This is a genomic window from Brevibacillus sp. BD137, from assembly GCF_041644655.1.
GTDB classification, from domain to species: domain Bacteria; phylum Bacillota; class Bacilli; order Brevibacillales; family Brevibacillaceae; genus Brevibacillus; species Brevibacillus brevis_D.
In genome coordinates this window covers 215,736-232,600 of record NZ_JAOTNO010000002.1, presented here as the reverse complement: position 1 = coordinate 232,600, position 16,865 = coordinate 215,736, and the positions used below count along the sequence as shown (strand labels likewise).

Sequence of the window (16,865 nt, the reverse complement as noted above, 5' to 3'; positions counted from 1 at the left end):
GACATAGTGTCAAGGTCAACATCAAAACACGGTTTCCTCACTATCCCGAACATTTACTGAGCACTATTCGAGTGACTTGCAATCGGAATACATATTTCTGTGATGTATTCCGATTGGTTATCTGTTTCTATACCGTCTCTATAATATCGTTCTACTGTTGGTCCTATGATGGAATAGTTATTATGCTTCGCCCAGTTCATGAGCGCTATGTACGCATTGCCAATAGTGTCATAGCTACCGATAAAAATCGTGCTCATATATAAGCCACCTTCTATTATTCTGGTATAATACACTTCCTGATTGTATTCAGCGTTTACAGGTAGACAAACTTCAATATCTGAATCGTCCGGATCATAATCGGAATAGGATTGATGAAAGATCGTCAAATGTGTGCCGGTTGACACCAAATCGTTGCTTGAAGCAATCACTTCATAGAGTTCATTGATCATTTGATCGATGGCTTCTTCATTAGTTCGTTTTCTTTGACATAATGCAAAAAACTCGCTGCGATGTCCGAGTAATATATCGAATCTTCGAATAGATTCATATATGTTATCTTTGCCCGACATTGTCCTGATTTGTCTTTCCAGCTCCATCATTAAATAATGATGTTCTGTTGCAGACTGTTGCAGCTCATCGATCTTGTTTTGAAGCACCTGTAGGGTGTATTCCACATCATTTTTACATAGGAGGGACTTGATCACTTCTAATGAGAAGCCATATCTTCTGAATTGTTTTATCATCGAAATTTTAAACATTTCCTCATCGCTGTAATACCTGTACCCGTTTTGTTCTATATAGCTGGGCTTTAACAATCCTATCTTGTCATAGTGACGTAACATCCTAGAAGATACCTTGCTTAACTTCGCAAATTCACCAATCGTATATATAAAAATCACCTTCATTCTTGAAGATATACAAGTCCGTGGAGCCAATGTCAATCAGCTGGAAAAAAAAGAAGCCCCGGCAGCAATACTGTCGTGACCTCATGATTATTGCGAAGAACGATGATGCCCCATCATTTCCTTATTACAAGCTGAATGACATGGGCTAATCCAGTGTGCGCCTTCCCCGCCATACGCTCTTGTTCACCATAGAAGAAATGGATCACCTCATGACCCTCACACCAATCAAGGATATCTTTTGGTTCATACAGCATTTCACGTTCTGATGGGCCGCCCGTACCATACTTTAATTGTTCCGCAGAGAATACCTCAAGCATAAGAAGTCCGTTAGGCTTTAACACCTTTTTCATTTTATCGAGAACCCTGGTCTGAGCGTCTTTATGAAAATGTCCATATACCATTATAGCAGCGTCATATTCCTCTCGTGGGACATCTTCCTCCAACAGGTCAATTTTTTGGGTATATACGTTAACACCATGCTTCTGAGCCAGTTTTCTCGTTTTTTGCAATCCGCTTTCCGCATAGTCAATGGCTGTCACTTCAAGATTTCTTTTTGCTAAAAAAATTGCATTTCGACCTTCGCCCTCAGCAAACGCAATAACTTTTTGACTTTGTTCGAATCGGAAAGCTTGTTGTTGAATAAATACATTCGGTTCTTCTCCGTAATAATATTCTTCTGAAAGAAAACGTTCATTCCAAATATTATCCAAATTCACTGACCTCCTCTGGTAAATATTTTTCCAGGTGTAATTATTTCCGCTGACTATCATGGAGTTATTATATCCATAATATCTTTGTAATGGATGTGTGTCAACTGGTGCCGTGCCGATTTTCCTCCGGTCATGTACGGTTTATTTACTTTGGTTGCTGTTGCGTTACGCAGTGAATCATGCCACCATACGCATACAACTTATTTACATCTATGCCGATAATTCTTCTGCCTGGGAACTGCCCCTCCATGATTCGTAATCCCAACCGGTCATGTTCATCACCATATATCGGAACCAATACCACTTCGTTACCTATATAAAAATTTAAATAGGAGCCTTTAGTGCCAGCTTCTTTCACTACTCTTTTGGTAACCGGCACTGGTATGAGTTGAAATGGCTTTCCGTCCGTATTTCTTGCTTGTCGTAATTCCTGATAATGCTTTTCGTACGCCTCCAAAAGATGTGCTTCACTTTCGTCAAAAGGGTCATATTCATATAGGATGGTATTTTCATTAACAAAACGTGCTGACCCATCGATATGGAAATCCGTTACTTCATCATGGTTATCCTCTCCACGAAGACCGGTGATCCAGATAAAATTCGTTACACCCAGATACTTGGTTAGCTCACTTTCGATTTCTTCTTGACGAAGAGTTGGGTTGCGATTGTCATTCAGAACGGAGGATTTTGCTGCCAACAAAGTACCTGCTCCATTTACTTCGATTCCCCCGCCTTCCAGGCAAACGCTGGTTCTAACGAGTGGGCTGCTCCCATTTTCGCTGATTTTGATGGGCACCTTAGCGTCGTTTTCAAATGGATATTTATTTCCCCACCCATTGAAATTCCAATGTGTTAGACAAAGATTACCTTTACTATCTTTCACAAAAATCGGACCATTATCTCTGATCCAAACGTCATCGGTTTCTTGTATCAAGAAATCTATTTTATCCCAATTCACTTTTGCTTCATTCAACTTCGTTTGCACATGCTTTCTTTCGTTTTCATCACACACTACAATATGCACATTTTCTCCATAGTGGAGCTCCCTTGCTATCGTTACCCAAATATCATCGAGTTTCGCTCTGTATCTTTCGCCTTTATTGGTTCTATTATGAGGCCATTGGAGCCACGTTCCCTCATGCTTTTCCCATTCTGCCGGCATATAAAAGTCAATGTTATCTCTACTTCCCACCAAGTTTCACTCCTACTTACGAAAGTAAAACTCATGATAAACCTTCACAATGTGTCAAGGTCAAGGACAGATCCTTAAACGGGTCTTATTGCCCAGCGGCAAATTTCTTGGGTGCATGGAAGAACTTCCATCGTTTTGGCAAATGGAATGGCTTACGTGGTGTAGAGATTAAACTGACTCATAACAAAGGGCGCAATCGTCTTTATTAGACATCCGCCCTTTGCTCGCTTTACTTCAGCGTTGAGTCCAATGCCATAGCAGAGCTTTTAATATCAGTTAGAAGTCTTCTAACTTTAGATTCTTGTTTTTCCAATTAAAATCCCCTTAATCTACTTCACATGAAAATCTGATTAGTCGGCAGCTCTCTAATTCTTTCATTTGTACGTTGTTTATGATCTCATTCGCAGCTAAGCGGCTAATGATGGGAGCTAATGTAACAGCTGAATGCATAACAGTCAGATAAAGACCCTTTATTTCGTCATGAAATCCAACAATGGGGTAACCGTCTTCAGGCATGGGTCTTACCCCTACCTTGATGCTTTCCAGCTCCAGCTTTTCCCCTCCTATTAAATTGTGCCGAAGAATGTCAAACGCCCGCTTTCCTATTTCCTCAGGTCCATTTTGTCCAGACTCATCGATATAATCTTCTGCTGCCAGTAACGTATCATCGGTTAGTTGTCTCGCTTCAAACTTAGCATTTGAAACTAAGGTGCGGATCAACTTTTCATTTGATTTCATTCGGATCAGTATAGAAGGCGAAGGAGCGACAGGAACATCAAAGCCTAATGGCTTACAGAGTTCGGGTATAGCTGCGCCAGTTGCTAATACAAGAACGTCTGATTCTATAAAACCTTTGGAGGTGTTTACCCCAACAACCTTGGAAGCCTCTGTGACGATTTGCATCACTTTTGTATCAAACAGGGTGTTCGCCCCATTTTCTTCTGCTTTTTTTACGAAAAGTTTAGCAGTCAAAATTGGATCTAGAGCGCCTTCTTCGTTCGCATAATAAGCTTCCTCGGGGTATTCCTTTAGATTTGGTTCTAATTCTATGATTTGCTGCCGTTTTACTAGTTGTTTACGAGACCCCTCATTGTCTGTAGGGACTTCCCAGGTCAATGATCCATCCCATTTTATTTCTAGATCAGGTATCTCTTTTTCTAATTCATGATATTCGGCTATGGATGCATCATACAAATGTCGAAATTTTTCTAATACGCGGCCCGATGGATGAATCCAAGCGAAAGATTTCTGAGTGGCTTCACATGCAGCAGACAAATTAGTCTCTAGTAAAGTGACATTCTGATTCTGCTTTGATAAGTAATACGCCATAGCTGCACCAACAAAGCCTGCACCAACTATTACAATTTTTGATTCTTCATCATGGGCGCTCCCTCCTGACTACAGCATAAAGCTACCTCGCCATCAAGCTCTTTGCTCATACAGCTTAACGATTTCGATGATGGTGTTCACAGCGTGCAGCATGTTGTCTACCGAAACATACTCGAACCGCCCGTGGTAGTTTTCCCCGCCTGTGAAAATATTCGGAGTTGGCAACCCCATGTAGGATAGCTGGGAGCCATCCGTACCACCGCGAATCGGTTGAATATTTGGCACGATTCCGAGGTTTTCTAGTGCTTGCGTGGCGATGTCCACTACTTCCATGACAGGCTCAATCTTTTCCCGCATGTTGAAGTATTCGTCTTTGATTTCGAGTTCAATTCGCTTCTCTCCGTATGTTTTCTGTAACTCTTCTACGATACGAGCCAGTTCAGACTTTCTTTCTTGAAACCGATTACGATCGTGATCCCGGATCAAATAACGCAGCTGCGTTTGCTCGACGTCACCTTGAATGGAAGACAGATGATAGAAGCCTTCGTAGCCTTCCGTCTCCTCAGGCGTTTCATTAGTCGGCAGCTTTCCATGCAGCTCCATGGCTATTTTAGCAGCGTTGACCATTTTGCCTTTGGCCGATCCGGGGTGAACGTTCGTCCCTTTGCAGGTAATGGTGGCAGATGCAGCATGAAAGCTCTCGTACTCGATCCCGCCAAGAGGACCGCCATCCATCGTATAGGCATATACGGCGTCGAAGGCGGACACATCAAATTTATCAGGGCCTCTGCCGATTTCTTCATCCGGGGTGAAGGCCACTCTTACTTTCCCATGTTTCAGTTCTGGATGGCGAATCAGATAATCCATGGCGGTCATGATCTCGGCAATACCGGCTTTATCATCAGCGCCAAGTAATGTGGTACCGTCTGTTGTGATTAAGGTGTGGCCTTTGTAGCCAGCCAACTCTGGAAACTCCTGCGGCGAAAGGACAATATTCAATGCTTCATTCAAGACAATGTCTTGTCCGTTATAATTTTCAATGACTTGCGGTTTCACGTCAGCGCCAGTAAAATCGGTGGCTGTATCCATATGAGCAAGAAAACCGATTGTGGGAATTTCTTTGTCTGTATTGGATGGCAAGGTTGCCATTACATAACCGTTCGAATCTATCGTAACTTCCTGCATACCTATAGCTTTCAGCTCGTCTACAAGCATTTGGGCCAGTACTCGTTGTCCTGGTGTTGAAGGGCACGTTTCGCTGTTTTCATCGGATTGTGTATCAACTTGTGCGTAAGAGATGAATCTATTTATGATTTCCGCTTTCATGGTCTTATCTCAACTCCCGTACAATTTTTCAAACCTTTTCTAAAAAGAGGTAATCTCGTGACAAATTCTACCACGATCCCCATCGATTCTTCAATCGATTGGCCTCATGCTTTCAATTGATTTTGGACTGACTCTGAAAAATAAAGCAGCGGCGACCCAAGACCTGAAAATACAGGCTTAGACTCACCGCAGGTTTGATTAGAATTTCTGTCCAGTATTATTTCCCATTCAGATGATAGATGAGTTGCACAACGCCAGAGGAGAGCGTTTTTGTATTTACCAAACTCAAATTCAACCTCTGTTTTATATCCATAAACAACGGTTTTCCTTCTCCCAAAGTAACAGGGTGAACAGATAATCGAAATTCATCTACAAGCTGTAAATTGATAAATGTTGTAATAAGACTGGCTCCACCATATAGCCAGATGTCTTTTCCGGGCTTATTCTTTAGTAGATTGACTTCTTCAAGAATATTATCGTTGATGAATATTGCTTTATGATCAGTCCCTTTTTGTGTCTTGGAAAACACATATTTTTCTTTACTATGAACCAATCTCCAAATCTCTTTTTCCGTATCCGCATGTTCATTTTCCGGCGTATATTGCCCCCATAAATCATAACTTTTTCTTCCATAAAGAATCGTGTCTATTTGATGTAAGAAATGAACAAACCCCATTTCAGCGTCCATTATGCACCAATCAACTTCTCCATTTTTCCCTTCAATAAACCCATCTAAAGTAACGGCTAAATCTAATATGATTCTTCGTGTCATGAGTGGTTACCCCTTTCGTTGATCTCCACCCATTTTATACCTTTAAATATGTCATCTTATGTCTTATTCGTTTTATTGGCGATAGATACCAATGCGTGCATGCTCAAGCTATCGAAAAGGGAATCGGATGTGGGGCGTTCTCATGTCCATGCATCGGGCAACAAATATCCTTCTGCTACCAGCTTTGAGTTGCCTTCCAAGTAAACGGATTCGGCAGCATCATCAGTGAGATGGTAAGAAATTTTAAGTAGTCCCCCTCGAGTAAGCAGGTTCACAGAGGTGTCTACTTGTCCTAAAATACCGGCAATGATTGCTGCAGCAGTCGATCCGGAACCGCACGCGTAGGTCTCTGCCTCTACTCCGCGCTCATAAGTTCTGATGCTAAGCGTTTGCCTATCAATCCGTTCCACAAAATTTACATTGGTACCATTGGGAAACTGCTGTTGGTCATTTCTGACCATCCGTCCCCATTCTCTGAGCTGGTCGTCCGCTATCGCGATAACATTTTCGACAAACCAGACCGTGTGGGGAACGCCGACAACACCATAGTGGTAGACGCCAATCGGTCCGTCCCACTCATAGGGTTGATTCAGTTTTAGCGCTCGCAATGGAACGTCCGGGAACTTGACCTTCACGCTGTTTTGATTGAGCTCTGCCTGATAGATGCCGGCCATCGTTTCGAAGCTCATCTTCGTCTCGGCTGCTCCGATCTCGTAAGCAAAGCGCGACATGCACCTTGCACCGTTGCCACACATTTCTCCTTCACTGCCATCTGCGTTAAAATACCTCATCTTAAAATCAGCGATGTTGGAGTTCTCCAGCAGCATGAACCCATCCGCACCGATTGAAGCTCCTCGCCTGCATACATTTTGGACAAAGGCTGAAAGTGCAACCTCGTTCAACAGGCCATCGCGATTGTCTACTACAATAAAGTCGTTGCCACAGCCATTCATTTTTTTAAACGGGATCCCATGTTCAAACATTTCGCTCCCCCTGATTATCCGATGTAGTGTTTTCATCCAAGCAACTGCTCCACAGGTTGGACTGGGAGCAGTCACTCTGATTTAAGAAGGACATGATTGATAGAGATGACAAGCGACCGATTGCCCTTCTATTTCACGCAGCTTTGGCAACTCGACTTTGCATATTTCCATTCTGGAACGGCAACGCGGATGGAATTTACATCCCTCCGGCGGATTAGACGGGGAAGGGAGTTCTCCCGACAACACAATTTGCTCTCGCGTATCATCAGGATCGGTAATGGGTTTGGCTGAAAGCAATGCTTGTGTATAGGGATGCAGCGGTCGTCCGAACAGCTTTTCTTTCTCTGCATACTCGATGATTTCTCCTAAATACATGACCGCCACTTTATCGGCAATGTGCTCTACTACGCTCAAATCATGCGAAATGAAGACATACGTCAAGGAAAATTGTTCTTGCAAATCCTGTAGCAAATTAAGGATTTGCGATTGAATCGACACATCTAGTGCGGAGACAGGCTCATCCGCGATAATCAGCTTTGGCCGAAGAATCAGAGCACGGGCGATGCCAATTCGTTGTCTTTGCCCTCCGGAAAATTCATGAGGATAGCGAGATAGATGCTGCTTGCTCATACCAACAGTCTCAATCGTTTCTTCCAATAGCGCTTGTCGCTGCTTCCGGGGAATACGGTGCGAGATCAGCGGCTCTGTCAAGATGTGCCCGATCGTTAGTTTCGGGTTCAATGTTTCAAATGGATTTTGAAAAACCATTTGCATATTTCGTCTAACTGCACGCATTTCATTTTTGTTCATTTTTCCTATTTCGTTCCCTTGGAAACGAATCTCGCCTTGGACGGGCTCCAGCAACCGCAGAATACATTTTCCCAATGTAGACTTTCCGCAGCCTGATTCCCCGACAATCCCCAACGTTTCTCCTTCATAGACGGTCACATCAATTCCGTTTAGAGCATGAACATCATGCGGTTGTTGAAGCCACCCTCTTTTCATACGAAACAGCTTGCGTAGTCCTTTCACTTCCAGGATTGGAGTCGTCATCCACCTACCACCGAGCTTTCCTGTACATGCCCCTTGTTTTGGGTAAATAACCAGCATCGACAAGATGAATACTGATCCACTGGACGAAGCTCAGGATTCTGCTCCCAACATATCGCCATCGCTCGATCGCATCGCGGGGCAAACCTGCACCCATTGGGTTTGTTTTCCGGTGTCGGCACACTACCTTTTATGCTGTGAAGCCTCTTTGCGCGTTGCCTTGGTGTCGATTGGAGCAAACCTACGGTGTACGGGTGCTTCGGATTGCGCAGCAACGACCGTACGTCCGCTGTTTCAATCGCTTGTCCCGCATACATCACCATGACGCGGTCGCACACTTCAGCGATCACCCCTAAATCATGCGTAATCATGATCACTGACATGCCGATATCCCTTCTGATTTTTTTGATCAGATTCAAGATTTGCGCTTGAATGGTCACATCCAGTGCGGTCGTCGGTTCATCAGCGATCAGTAATGACGGATTGCATGCGATCGCCATGGCAATCATCACCCGCTGCCTCATTCCTCCTGACAAACGGTGCGGGTAATCCCTGTAAATCTCTTCTGCTCGGGAGATGCCCACCACGGTAAGCAAATCCAGTACCCGTTGCTTTACCGCCGCTTTGCTTTCACCCTCATGCTCGTGCAATACCTCACTGATTTGCCGGCCGATCGTCAACACCGGATTTAACGAATGCATCGGTTCCTGAAAAATCATCGCTATTTCCTTGCCTCTGAGACTGCGCATCTCGGCTTCACTCAGCGCAAGCACTTCTTTCCCGTTGAATCGAATGCTTCCAGTCAAAGTGGCATTATTGTCCAACAGGCGCATGAGTGAAAGCGAAGCGGCGCTCTTGCCACACCCCGACTCTCCGACAATTCCCAGCGTCTCCCCTTTTTTTACATGTAAATCAAGCTGATCAACCACCGTAATCGTTCCCGACTCCTTCGTGAACCGGGTTGTCAGCCCTGTCACTTCCAATACATTGTCCATAAACGGAGTCCCCCTCCCATCCTCTCATTGCCCTTTTACTTTTGCGTACGAGGATCAAAAATATCACGTAAGGCATCTCCCAGCCGGTTTACTGCCAACACAACAATGGTGATAGCCAATCCTGGGTATGTCGCAAGCCACCAGGCATCGGACAAATAATCTTTTCCTTCATTCAGCATGGTCCCCCATTCGGGAGTCGGCGGTTGCGCGCCCAAGCCGATAAAGCCCAATGCAGCCGTATCGAGAATCGCTCCCCCGACGAACAATGTCATGTAAACGAACAATACATTCGTAATATTGGGGAGAACCTGGAAAAGAATGATCCACCAGCTCGGCGTCCCGATCGATCTGCTGGCTTCTACATATCCAGACGACATGATCACGAGCGTCGCTGCCCTGATCAGACGCGCAAAGCTGGGTATCGAAGAAATGCCGATTGCGATCATCGCATTGGTTTGACTCGGTCCAAGAGCCGCGACAATGGCCAAGGCCAAAATGATCCCCGGCAAGGCGAGCAAAATATCCATGATCCGCATGAGCAGATGATCAATGAATCCACCCACATACGCACTGATGACCCCAATCATCGTTCCTGCCGCTACTGTGATGCCGACCGCCATGACAGCAACCACAAGCGTAACGCGCGTTCCATATAAGATACGGGAAAACAAATCACGGCCGATCGCATCCGTTCCGAGAACATGCTTGGCAGACGGACCTTGGAGAAAGGCTTCGTAATTACTTTCAGTAGGGTCATAAGGAGCAATCCAAGGCCCGACAATTCCGATCGCTGAAATGAGCAAAAGGACCATCAAGCTTATTTTTGCTGCTCGCTGTTTCTTCATTTTTCCCCAAAAGGCAAGCTTGGGGAAAATCGGGAATTTGGCATGCGTCACCCCATCTGCGACGGTTTTGCTCCCCTCATTCAAGTTACCGCCCCTCCTTCTCTGTAATGAGGTCGACACGCGGATCAATCAAACCATAGAGGAGGTCGACCATCATATTTACCACCACATAGACAAAGCCCATCAGCAACACAATGCCCTGAATCATCGGAAAATCACGGGCTGAAATCGCACGGATAGCTAATGTGCCGATTCCAGGCCAGTTGAACACTTGTTCGATGATAACTGCCCCGCCCAGCAGAGTCGCGATTTGCAAGCCTACCACCGTAACAACAGGAATCATGACATTGCACAAAGCGTGTCGGAATAGGATGATCGACTCCCTCAATCCCTTGGCCCGTGCCGTTCGAATGTAATCATGGGAAAGCACTTCGACCATACCTGAACGCGTCAGTCGGCTGATCATCGCGGAAGACAAAACACCCAAGGTACAAGCAGGCAAAACAAGATCCTTCCATCCCGTACCACCCGCGATTGGAAACCAGCCTAATTGAACGGAAAAGAACATGATGACGAGTAAGCCCAGCCAGAAGCTCGGTAGCGATAATCCGATCGAAGCAGCCGCCATCAGCATAAAGTCCAAGAGCGTATTCTTGTATTTTGCAGCGATCATTCCCATCGTTAAGCCAATGACGACCGCGATGCCAATCCCAGCGAAGGCTAGCTTGGCTGTTGCCGGAAACCGTTCCATTATTTCCACGATGACAGGTCTTTCTGTTTGTAAGGAATTTCCGAAATCCCCTTGGATGACTTTTTCCATGTAGGTCAGGTACTGATGCGGAAGGGGCTGATTTAGCCCCATTTGTTCACGTACCTGTTCCACTTGTGCTTTTGTAGCCTTTTCCCCTAGCATGATCCGTACCGGATCTCCAGGAATAAAATGGACAAGCGCAAAAGAAAAGATGGAAATGCCGAGGAGGACAATCACTCCTGATAGCATCCGATTCAACAAATACTGTTTCATGATTGGTTCACTCCTCTCTTCTAGAATGCGTATGGCTAAACTCGCTTGGGAATTTGGCGATAGGAGCCCATCATGCGAATGACCGTTTGACTCCCGTCTCGTATAAAGCGTACGGTTTGATCCGACCCTTCAACGTTCGCGAGAAAAACGTCTTCGTCAATCGCTTTTAAAGAGAATGAGTCCGAATGATCGACCGTTACGATCAGCGTGCCTGCATCCACGCTTACCTGAAGATGAATTCCTTCCATTGAGCCGTACTCGCCCGCATATTCAAGCAGACGATCTGTCGGGAGGTCATATTCCTTATAGGTGACATGTGTTGATTTCGCCGGACGATTCTCGATGCAGTGAAACGTTCCATGTGCCAATGCGACAGCTGGCGAACCGCTGAGATTGGTGAGGGCTACAGCAGCCAATCCGTTCTCGGGGATAATGCTCATGTAGGCTTGGATCCCTTTCTCGCTGCCCCTATGGCCCAGCATCACAGCACCGTAGAAATTGGGTGTAATCGCTATACCATATCCGTAATATTGGTTATGTTCGCATCGGAAATAAGGGGTGGTCATCTGCTGCACACTTTCCGTGCGGAGAATTCGTTCCTTGCCAACCAAACCTTTCGTTCGAAACAGCTCGGTGTATCTCATCATGTCTGTGAGCGTTGATTTTAATCCGCCGGATGATTGAAACGGCGGTGTCTCAAATAGTGGTGTTCGATCCTCGTACCCTTCCAACTCCGCCAAAGAAAAGCAACTACGCTGCATTCCCGCTGGTTGGAGAATATGCTCCTTCACATACGTCGAATATGGCTTGCCGCTTGCCCGCTCAATAATGGCTCCCAGTAGCGTATAGCAATCATTGGAATAGCTGAACTCCGTACCTGGTGCTCCCAATAAAGTAAATTCCAGTTGTGCCATATAGGTCATCAATTCCTCATAGGTGTTCAAACCAAGCTTGAGTGCTTCATCGACGCAAGATAATGGCGGCAAACCGGAGGAATGGGTTAGAAAGTTGTGAATGGTAATGGCCTCCGTTCCACTTCCCGTTTTCACATGAAACTCTGGCAAAAAGCGGGAAACAGGATCGGTAACCGTCAGTTTTCCGGCTTCCTGTAGCTGCATGATCGCAATAGCGGTAAACGATTTCGTAATCGAAGCGATTCCGAACAAAGTATCAACTGTCGCTACCTGACCTTGCTCGGCATCACGATAACCGAAGCCTTTGGCATAAACGAGCTGTCCGTCTTTAGCCACTCCAATTGCAGCTCCAGGCACCTTCCTTTCCATCATGGTTTCTCGGACAAACTCCTCATAACTCGCGATCCATTCCTGACTATTCATGACCTGTTCTCCTTGTTTTTTGTTTCCGCGCTTACTTAACCCACACGTCTTGATACAATTTCAGTCCGGATGGATCAAGCTTCAGTCCCTGAACACGGTTGTTTACCACGACAAACCGTTTTTCCGTGTAAATGGGAATCCAAAAAGCCTCCTCCACAGAGCGTTTCTGAAGTTCTTCATAGATTTTCGCTCTTTCGTCGCTCTTCATCGTCACCTGTCCCTTTTCCAGCAAGGAATCGATCGTTTTGTCATGGATGGCTGAACGATTCATCCCACCGATCTGACTCGAATGCATGAACGGAAACAAGATATCAGGGTCATCAGCGACGTATCCGTCAAGCGCCAAGTCAAATGTGCCAGCAGCCGTTAGCTGGTCGACTGCGCTGCCTTCCAGCGTAATGATTTTTACGTCTACTCCAATCGCTTTAAACATTCCTTGCATCAACTGGGCAGGTTGAGACCACACTTCCATACTCAACAATTCGATATGAAGCGGTTTTCCTGCTTTCTCCCTTATCCCTTGTGCATTCAGTTTCCATCCGGCCTCTTCCAGGAGCTTCACCGCTTCCTCGGGGTTGTATTTGTATGCATAGTGGGCAATGGATGGATCGTATCCGAACAAATTGGCAGGCAGCGGACCATCTGCAACAATTCCTTCGCCTTGGAGATGCGACTGCACGATAGCCTCTTTCTTAACTGCCATTTGCAACGCTTTGCGTACGTTTTTATCTTGTAAAATCTCGTTATTCAAGTTCAGCTCGACAAACAGCCCCAAGCCACGCTTTGTCTGCTCAAGTACGGTAAAACGATTGTTGTTCTTGAATTTCTTTGCGTCTTTCGCAGGCAGATCAGCGATGTCGACGGTTCCACTTTCCAAAGCAGCGACAGCCGTTTGCGGATTACGAATCAATTTCAGAACTAATTTGTCCGGCCTCACTGGTCCTTGATTTTGAAAGGAGGGCGGTGCCCAGCGATAGGCATCATTTTGTATCAGCGTGATCGAATCTCCTGATTTCCAGCTCTCCATCTTCCATGGACCGACACCGACCGGATTCCTTCCGTATTGATCCCCAAACTTTTGCACCGCGTCCACCGAGAGAGGCTGCATCCAGCTAGCGGAAGTGAAATAGGTGAGGAGCGTGGCAGACGGTTCATTCAACTCCAAAATCAGGGTCTGATCATCTGGTGTTTTGATCGATTGGATGATGCCAAGAACCATGCCTACGCCTTTCGGTGCGATTTCCGGAGACATGGCCCGCTCAAACGTTCGCTTGTACGCCTGTGCAGTGAGCGGTGTCCCATCATGAAAGATAACGCCTTGGCGAATGCGAAATGTCCATGTCTTCCCATCTTCCGAAATGGAGTAGGATTCGGCCAGATAGGGCTTGACCTCATTTGTTTGGGGATCTCTGTAAAGGAGAGCCCCCCCTAGATTGAGCGCGACCCCCTCCGTGCTTAACGCGGTCGATTTGTGGGCATCCAGTGTATCTGGTTCACTGCCGATCGCAACGGTGATCGTTCCGCCCTTTTTCTCAGATATATTGGCATCTTTATTTCCTTCATCCGTACCTGATTTTGTTGCTGGCGCATTGCAGCCGGACACGATAACCAGCAGTAAAAAACAGGAAAGGACAATGCTCACAAACGTCGCGATTTCCCGCTTTCTTATCCCCATCAATGACATCACTCCCTTGTTTGGGAAATATCCTCGCCTCCTACGATTTGAGCCAATCAACCGTTTTTTGATCCAGCTTTTTGACGAGAGCCGTCAGCAATTTCACCGTATTTTCCACATCATCATGATGGAGAATCGAAGCGTGACTGTGAATGTAACGCGCAGGGATTGCAATGACGATGGATGGAGCCCCTTTGCCAACCATATGAGCAGCTCCTGCGTCCGTACCCGCACCTGCAAGAGCAGCATATTGATACGGGATGCCTTCCTCTTCAGCCGTATCAAATAACAGATCACGCAATTTCCGATTGGGCACGAGCGAGCCGTCAAATAGACCAATCGTTGGCCCACCACCAAGCTTGATATCCGGCAAATTAGGAGAGTCAGCGCTTCCCGGCGTGTCAAACGTTATCCCCGTCTCCAATGCAATGAATAGATCCGGCTGCACCATATACGTGCTCGTGAATGCGCCGCGACATCCCACTTCTTCTTGTGCAGTAGCGCCGCTATATACGATGTTGGGGTGATCCGTTTCTTGCAACTGTTTCATTACTTCAATGGCTGTCAAGCAACCGCCGCGATTATCGAGCGCTTTTGCCATATACATCTTGTCATTCGCCATCACCGTGAAAGGGCAGATCGGCACAATCGGATCACCTGGGCGAATACCCAGCTCCTTTGCCTGTTCTGCATTGGATGCTCCGATATCGATGTACATCCGTTCGATTTCAACCACTTTCTTTCGTTCTTCCGAAGACAGCAGATGTGGCGGTTTTGACCCGATTACGCCAACAATATCCCCTTTGCCTGTTTTAATGTTCACGCGCTGTGCCAGCATCACCTGCGACCACCAGCCACCAAGCGGCTGGAAGGCGATGAATCCATCCTTCATGACACGCGTTACCATGAACCCGACTTCATCCATATGGCCCATCATCATGATTTTCGGGCCATTGGCCATGCCTGTTTTCCGGCCGATTATGCTTCCCAGATTATCTGTGAACACTTCTTCTGTAAGCGGTTCCAAAAAGGTGTGCATTAATTCTCGCACTTCCTGTTCTTGTCCGGGAACTCCGGAAGCCTCTGTCAGCTCTTTCAGTACCTTTACCCAACTATTCATCCATATCTTCCTCTCCATTTGCATGTTATCTCCAGCTATCATCAATGCGATCGAAGGAACCGATGCGAAGATCTGCTTTTTCGTTCGCCAGTACATGCTTGGCTATACGCTCAGATGGGGTACGAGGCAATTCACTGCGGTATTCCCAATATCGTGGAACCTTGTAGTAAGCAAGATGCTCGGTGCAATAAGCGATCAACTCATGAGGAGACACCACTTGGCCCTCTTTTACTACCACGTATGCCTTGATTTCTTCCCCGCGTAATTCGTCTTTCACTGGAAGGCAGGCAGTATATTGCACGGCCGGATGCATTTTCATAACTTCCTCAACCTCAGCAGCCGAAATATTTTCCCCACTCCGACGAATCATCTCCTTTTTTCTGCCGACATAATAGATGTATCCGTCTTCGTCCATCCGCACCAAATCTCCGGTGTGGAACCAGCCGCCCTGAAAGGCAGCGCAAGTCGCATCAGGATCTTTAAAATAGCCATCCATCATCCCCAAGCCCCGCAGGAGGAGCTCGCCAACCTCGCCCCTCGAAACGGGGCGGTTGTGACTATCAACAACGCGGACGGTCCGGTCTTTATCCGGTTTTCCGATGCAGCCTGTTCCGAGCAATCGGTCATGATCGTGTGGTTTTACCGAAATATCTCCACCTGTCTCTGTCATGCCAAAAACCTCATACCATGGCGCGCCCCATCGCTCTTCCAATTCGCGGTGCAGATGCGGGGGAATGGCCGAACAAAGGATGGTGCGAACGTTATTTTCCCTGTCTAATGGCGAGCGTGGTGCTTTGACCATTAGCGTGGGCATGATCCCCAAGCAGTAGAAAAAGGTAACGCCATATTGCCGTACTTTCTCCCAAAATGTAGAGGGATGAAATCGATCGAGAACCACAAGCTTTGCCCCCACAGCGATCGCACCCAGCAAATTCCATTGGGGGTCCATATAGTAAAAGGGCTGAGCGGTTAGCAGTACATCTGAATGGGTCAAATGGGGATGCTGCTCCACCACCTTTTTTGCTATGGTGAGCCAATATTCATGGGAAAGCATACACCCCTTGGGCAAGCCTGTCGTGCCGGAAGTATATTGGATGTTGACTAAAGTTTCAGGAAAAACGGGAAGCGTTGTTGGAGTCGTGGGCGCTGTTTCACACACCGCACTGAAATCGACAACGTTGGGATCGTCTGATTGGTCTATTGAGAGGATTGTTTTGAGGGTTTGTAAAGAAGGTCTGATCTTCTGTAGCAAGGATAAAAACTCTTGTGAAGTTACGATAACGATTGCTTCGGAGTGGTGGAGGATATACTGTGCATCGTACTCTTTGTAATTTACATTGATCGGCACGATCGTCGCGCCCAGTTTTGCTAACGCCAGCCAGGTAAGGGGGAATTCCGGCTGGTTCCTCAGCATGACGGCTACCCGATCCCCATAGCCTACGCCCAGCACTTGGAGCATGTTAGCGATCTGGTTGGAACGGTCTTCTATCTCCTGAAAGGATAGTTGTTCATTCCATTCATCAAAGACAAGCCCGGTTTTTTCTCCCCATCGTTTGGCTGCCCGTGCCGTCAAAGACTTGATTTCTTGCATATCCAAAAGGT

General features: G+C 46.5%; 15 protein-coding genes. All 15 read right to left on the bottom strand.

What is annotated here, in order from left to right:
• Positions 1 to 53 precede the first annotated feature (53 nt).
• The 15 genes from ODZ53_RS04690 to ODZ53_RS04620 all read right to left on the bottom strand — a co-directional run bounded on the left by ODZ53_RS04690 (position 54) and on the right by ODZ53_RS04620 (position 16,854).
• Positions 54 to 905, bottom strand: coding sequence for a MerR family transcriptional regulator (locus tag ODZ53_RS04690; protein ID WP_372676398.1), 852 nt, complete (start codon positions 903 to 905; stop codon positions 54 to 56).
• Positions 906 to 1,018: 113 nt separating this feature from the next.
• A complete protein-coding gene (locus tag ODZ53_RS04685; RefSeq protein WP_372676124.1) occupies positions 1,019 to 1,615 on the bottom strand; it encodes a class I SAM-dependent methyltransferase in 597 nt (198 codons plus the stop codon).
• Positions 1,616 to 1,760: 145 nt separating this feature from the next.
• Positions 1,761 to 2,777, bottom strand: a complete 1,017-nt coding sequence (locus ODZ53_RS04680; protein WP_372676397.1) for an agmatine deiminase family protein — start codon at positions 2,775 to 2,777, stop codon at positions 1,761 to 1,763.
• A 354-nt stretch (positions 2,778 to 3,131) separates the two neighbouring features.
• Positions 3,132 to 4,136 (bottom strand): NAD(P)/FAD-dependent oxidoreductase, encoded by a 1,005-nt coding sequence (locus ODZ53_RS04675; RefSeq protein WP_372676123.1) that lies wholly within the window; start codon positions 4,134 to 4,136, stop codon positions 3,132 to 3,134.
• Between the two features lie 93 nt (positions 4,137 to 4,229).
• Positions 4,230 to 5,462: a peptidase T gene (gene pepT / locus ODZ53_RS04670; RefSeq protein WP_372676122.1), complete on the bottom strand. Its 1,233-nt coding sequence runs from the start codon at positions 5,460 to 5,462 to the stop codon at positions 4,230 to 4,232.
• A 217-nt stretch (positions 5,463 to 5,679) separates the two neighbouring features.
• Complete coding sequence (locus tag ODZ53_RS04665; protein WP_372676121.1) at positions 5,680 to 6,234, bottom strand: dihydrofolate reductase family protein; 555 nt, start codon at positions 6,232 to 6,234, stop codon at positions 5,680 to 5,682.
• Between the two features lie 140 nt (positions 6,235 to 6,374).
• Positions 6,375 to 7,217 carry a diaminopimelate epimerase gene (dapF, locus tag ODZ53_RS04660; protein WP_372676120.1) on the bottom strand — a complete coding sequence of 281 codons (843 nt, stop codon included), beginning with the start codon at positions 7,215 to 7,217 and terminating at the stop codon, positions 6,375 to 6,377.
• Between the two features lie 81 nt (positions 7,218 to 7,298).
• Positions 7,299 to 8,270: an ABC transporter ATP-binding protein gene (locus ODZ53_RS04655; protein WP_372676119.1), complete on the bottom strand. Its 972-nt coding sequence runs from the start codon at positions 8,268 to 8,270 to the stop codon at positions 7,299 to 7,301.
• On the bottom strand, positions 8,267 to 9,262 hold the full coding sequence (locus ODZ53_RS04650; RefSeq protein WP_372676118.1) for an ABC transporter ATP-binding protein: 996 nt from the start codon (positions 9,260 to 9,262) through the stop codon (positions 8,267 to 8,269). Before ODZ53_RS04650 ends, ODZ53_RS04655 begins: the two co-directional genes overlap by 4 nt.
• Before the next feature lie 35 nt (positions 9,263 to 9,297).
• Positions 9,298 to 10,191 (bottom strand): ABC transporter permease, encoded by an 894-nt coding sequence (locus tag ODZ53_RS04645; protein WP_199926971.1) that lies wholly within the window; start codon positions 10,189 to 10,191, stop codon positions 9,298 to 9,300.
• A 1-nt stretch (position 10,192) separates the two neighbouring features.
• The gene (gene nikB, locus ODZ53_RS04640; protein WP_372676117.1) at positions 10,193 to 11,131 is read right to left on the bottom strand and encodes a nickel ABC transporter permease; all 939 of its coding nucleotides are present in this window, start codon (positions 11,129 to 11,131) and stop codon (positions 10,193 to 10,195) included.
• Between the two features lie 35 nt (positions 11,132 to 11,166).
• A complete protein-coding gene (locus ODZ53_RS04635; protein ID WP_372676116.1) occupies positions 11,167 to 12,468 on the bottom strand; it encodes a serine hydrolase domain-containing protein in 1,302 nt (433 codons plus the stop codon).
• A gap of 31 nt (positions 12,469 to 12,499) precedes the next feature.
• On the bottom strand, positions 12,500 to 14,143 hold the full coding sequence (locus ODZ53_RS04630) for an ABC transporter substrate-binding protein (protein ID WP_372676115.1): 1,644 nt from the start codon (positions 14,141 to 14,143) through the stop codon (positions 12,500 to 12,502).
• A 40-nt stretch (positions 14,144 to 14,183) separates the two neighbouring features.
• Complete coding sequence (locus tag ODZ53_RS04625; RefSeq protein WP_372676114.1) at positions 14,184 to 15,263, bottom strand: M42 family metallopeptidase; 1,080 nt, start codon at positions 15,261 to 15,263, stop codon at positions 14,184 to 14,186.
• A 25-nt stretch (positions 15,264 to 15,288) separates the two neighbouring features.
• Complete coding sequence (locus tag ODZ53_RS04620) at positions 15,289 to 16,854, bottom strand: AMP-binding protein (RefSeq protein ID WP_372676396.1); 1,566 nt, start codon at positions 16,852 to 16,854, stop codon at positions 15,289 to 15,291.
• Between the last annotated feature and the right edge of the window lie 11 nt (positions 16,855 to 16,865).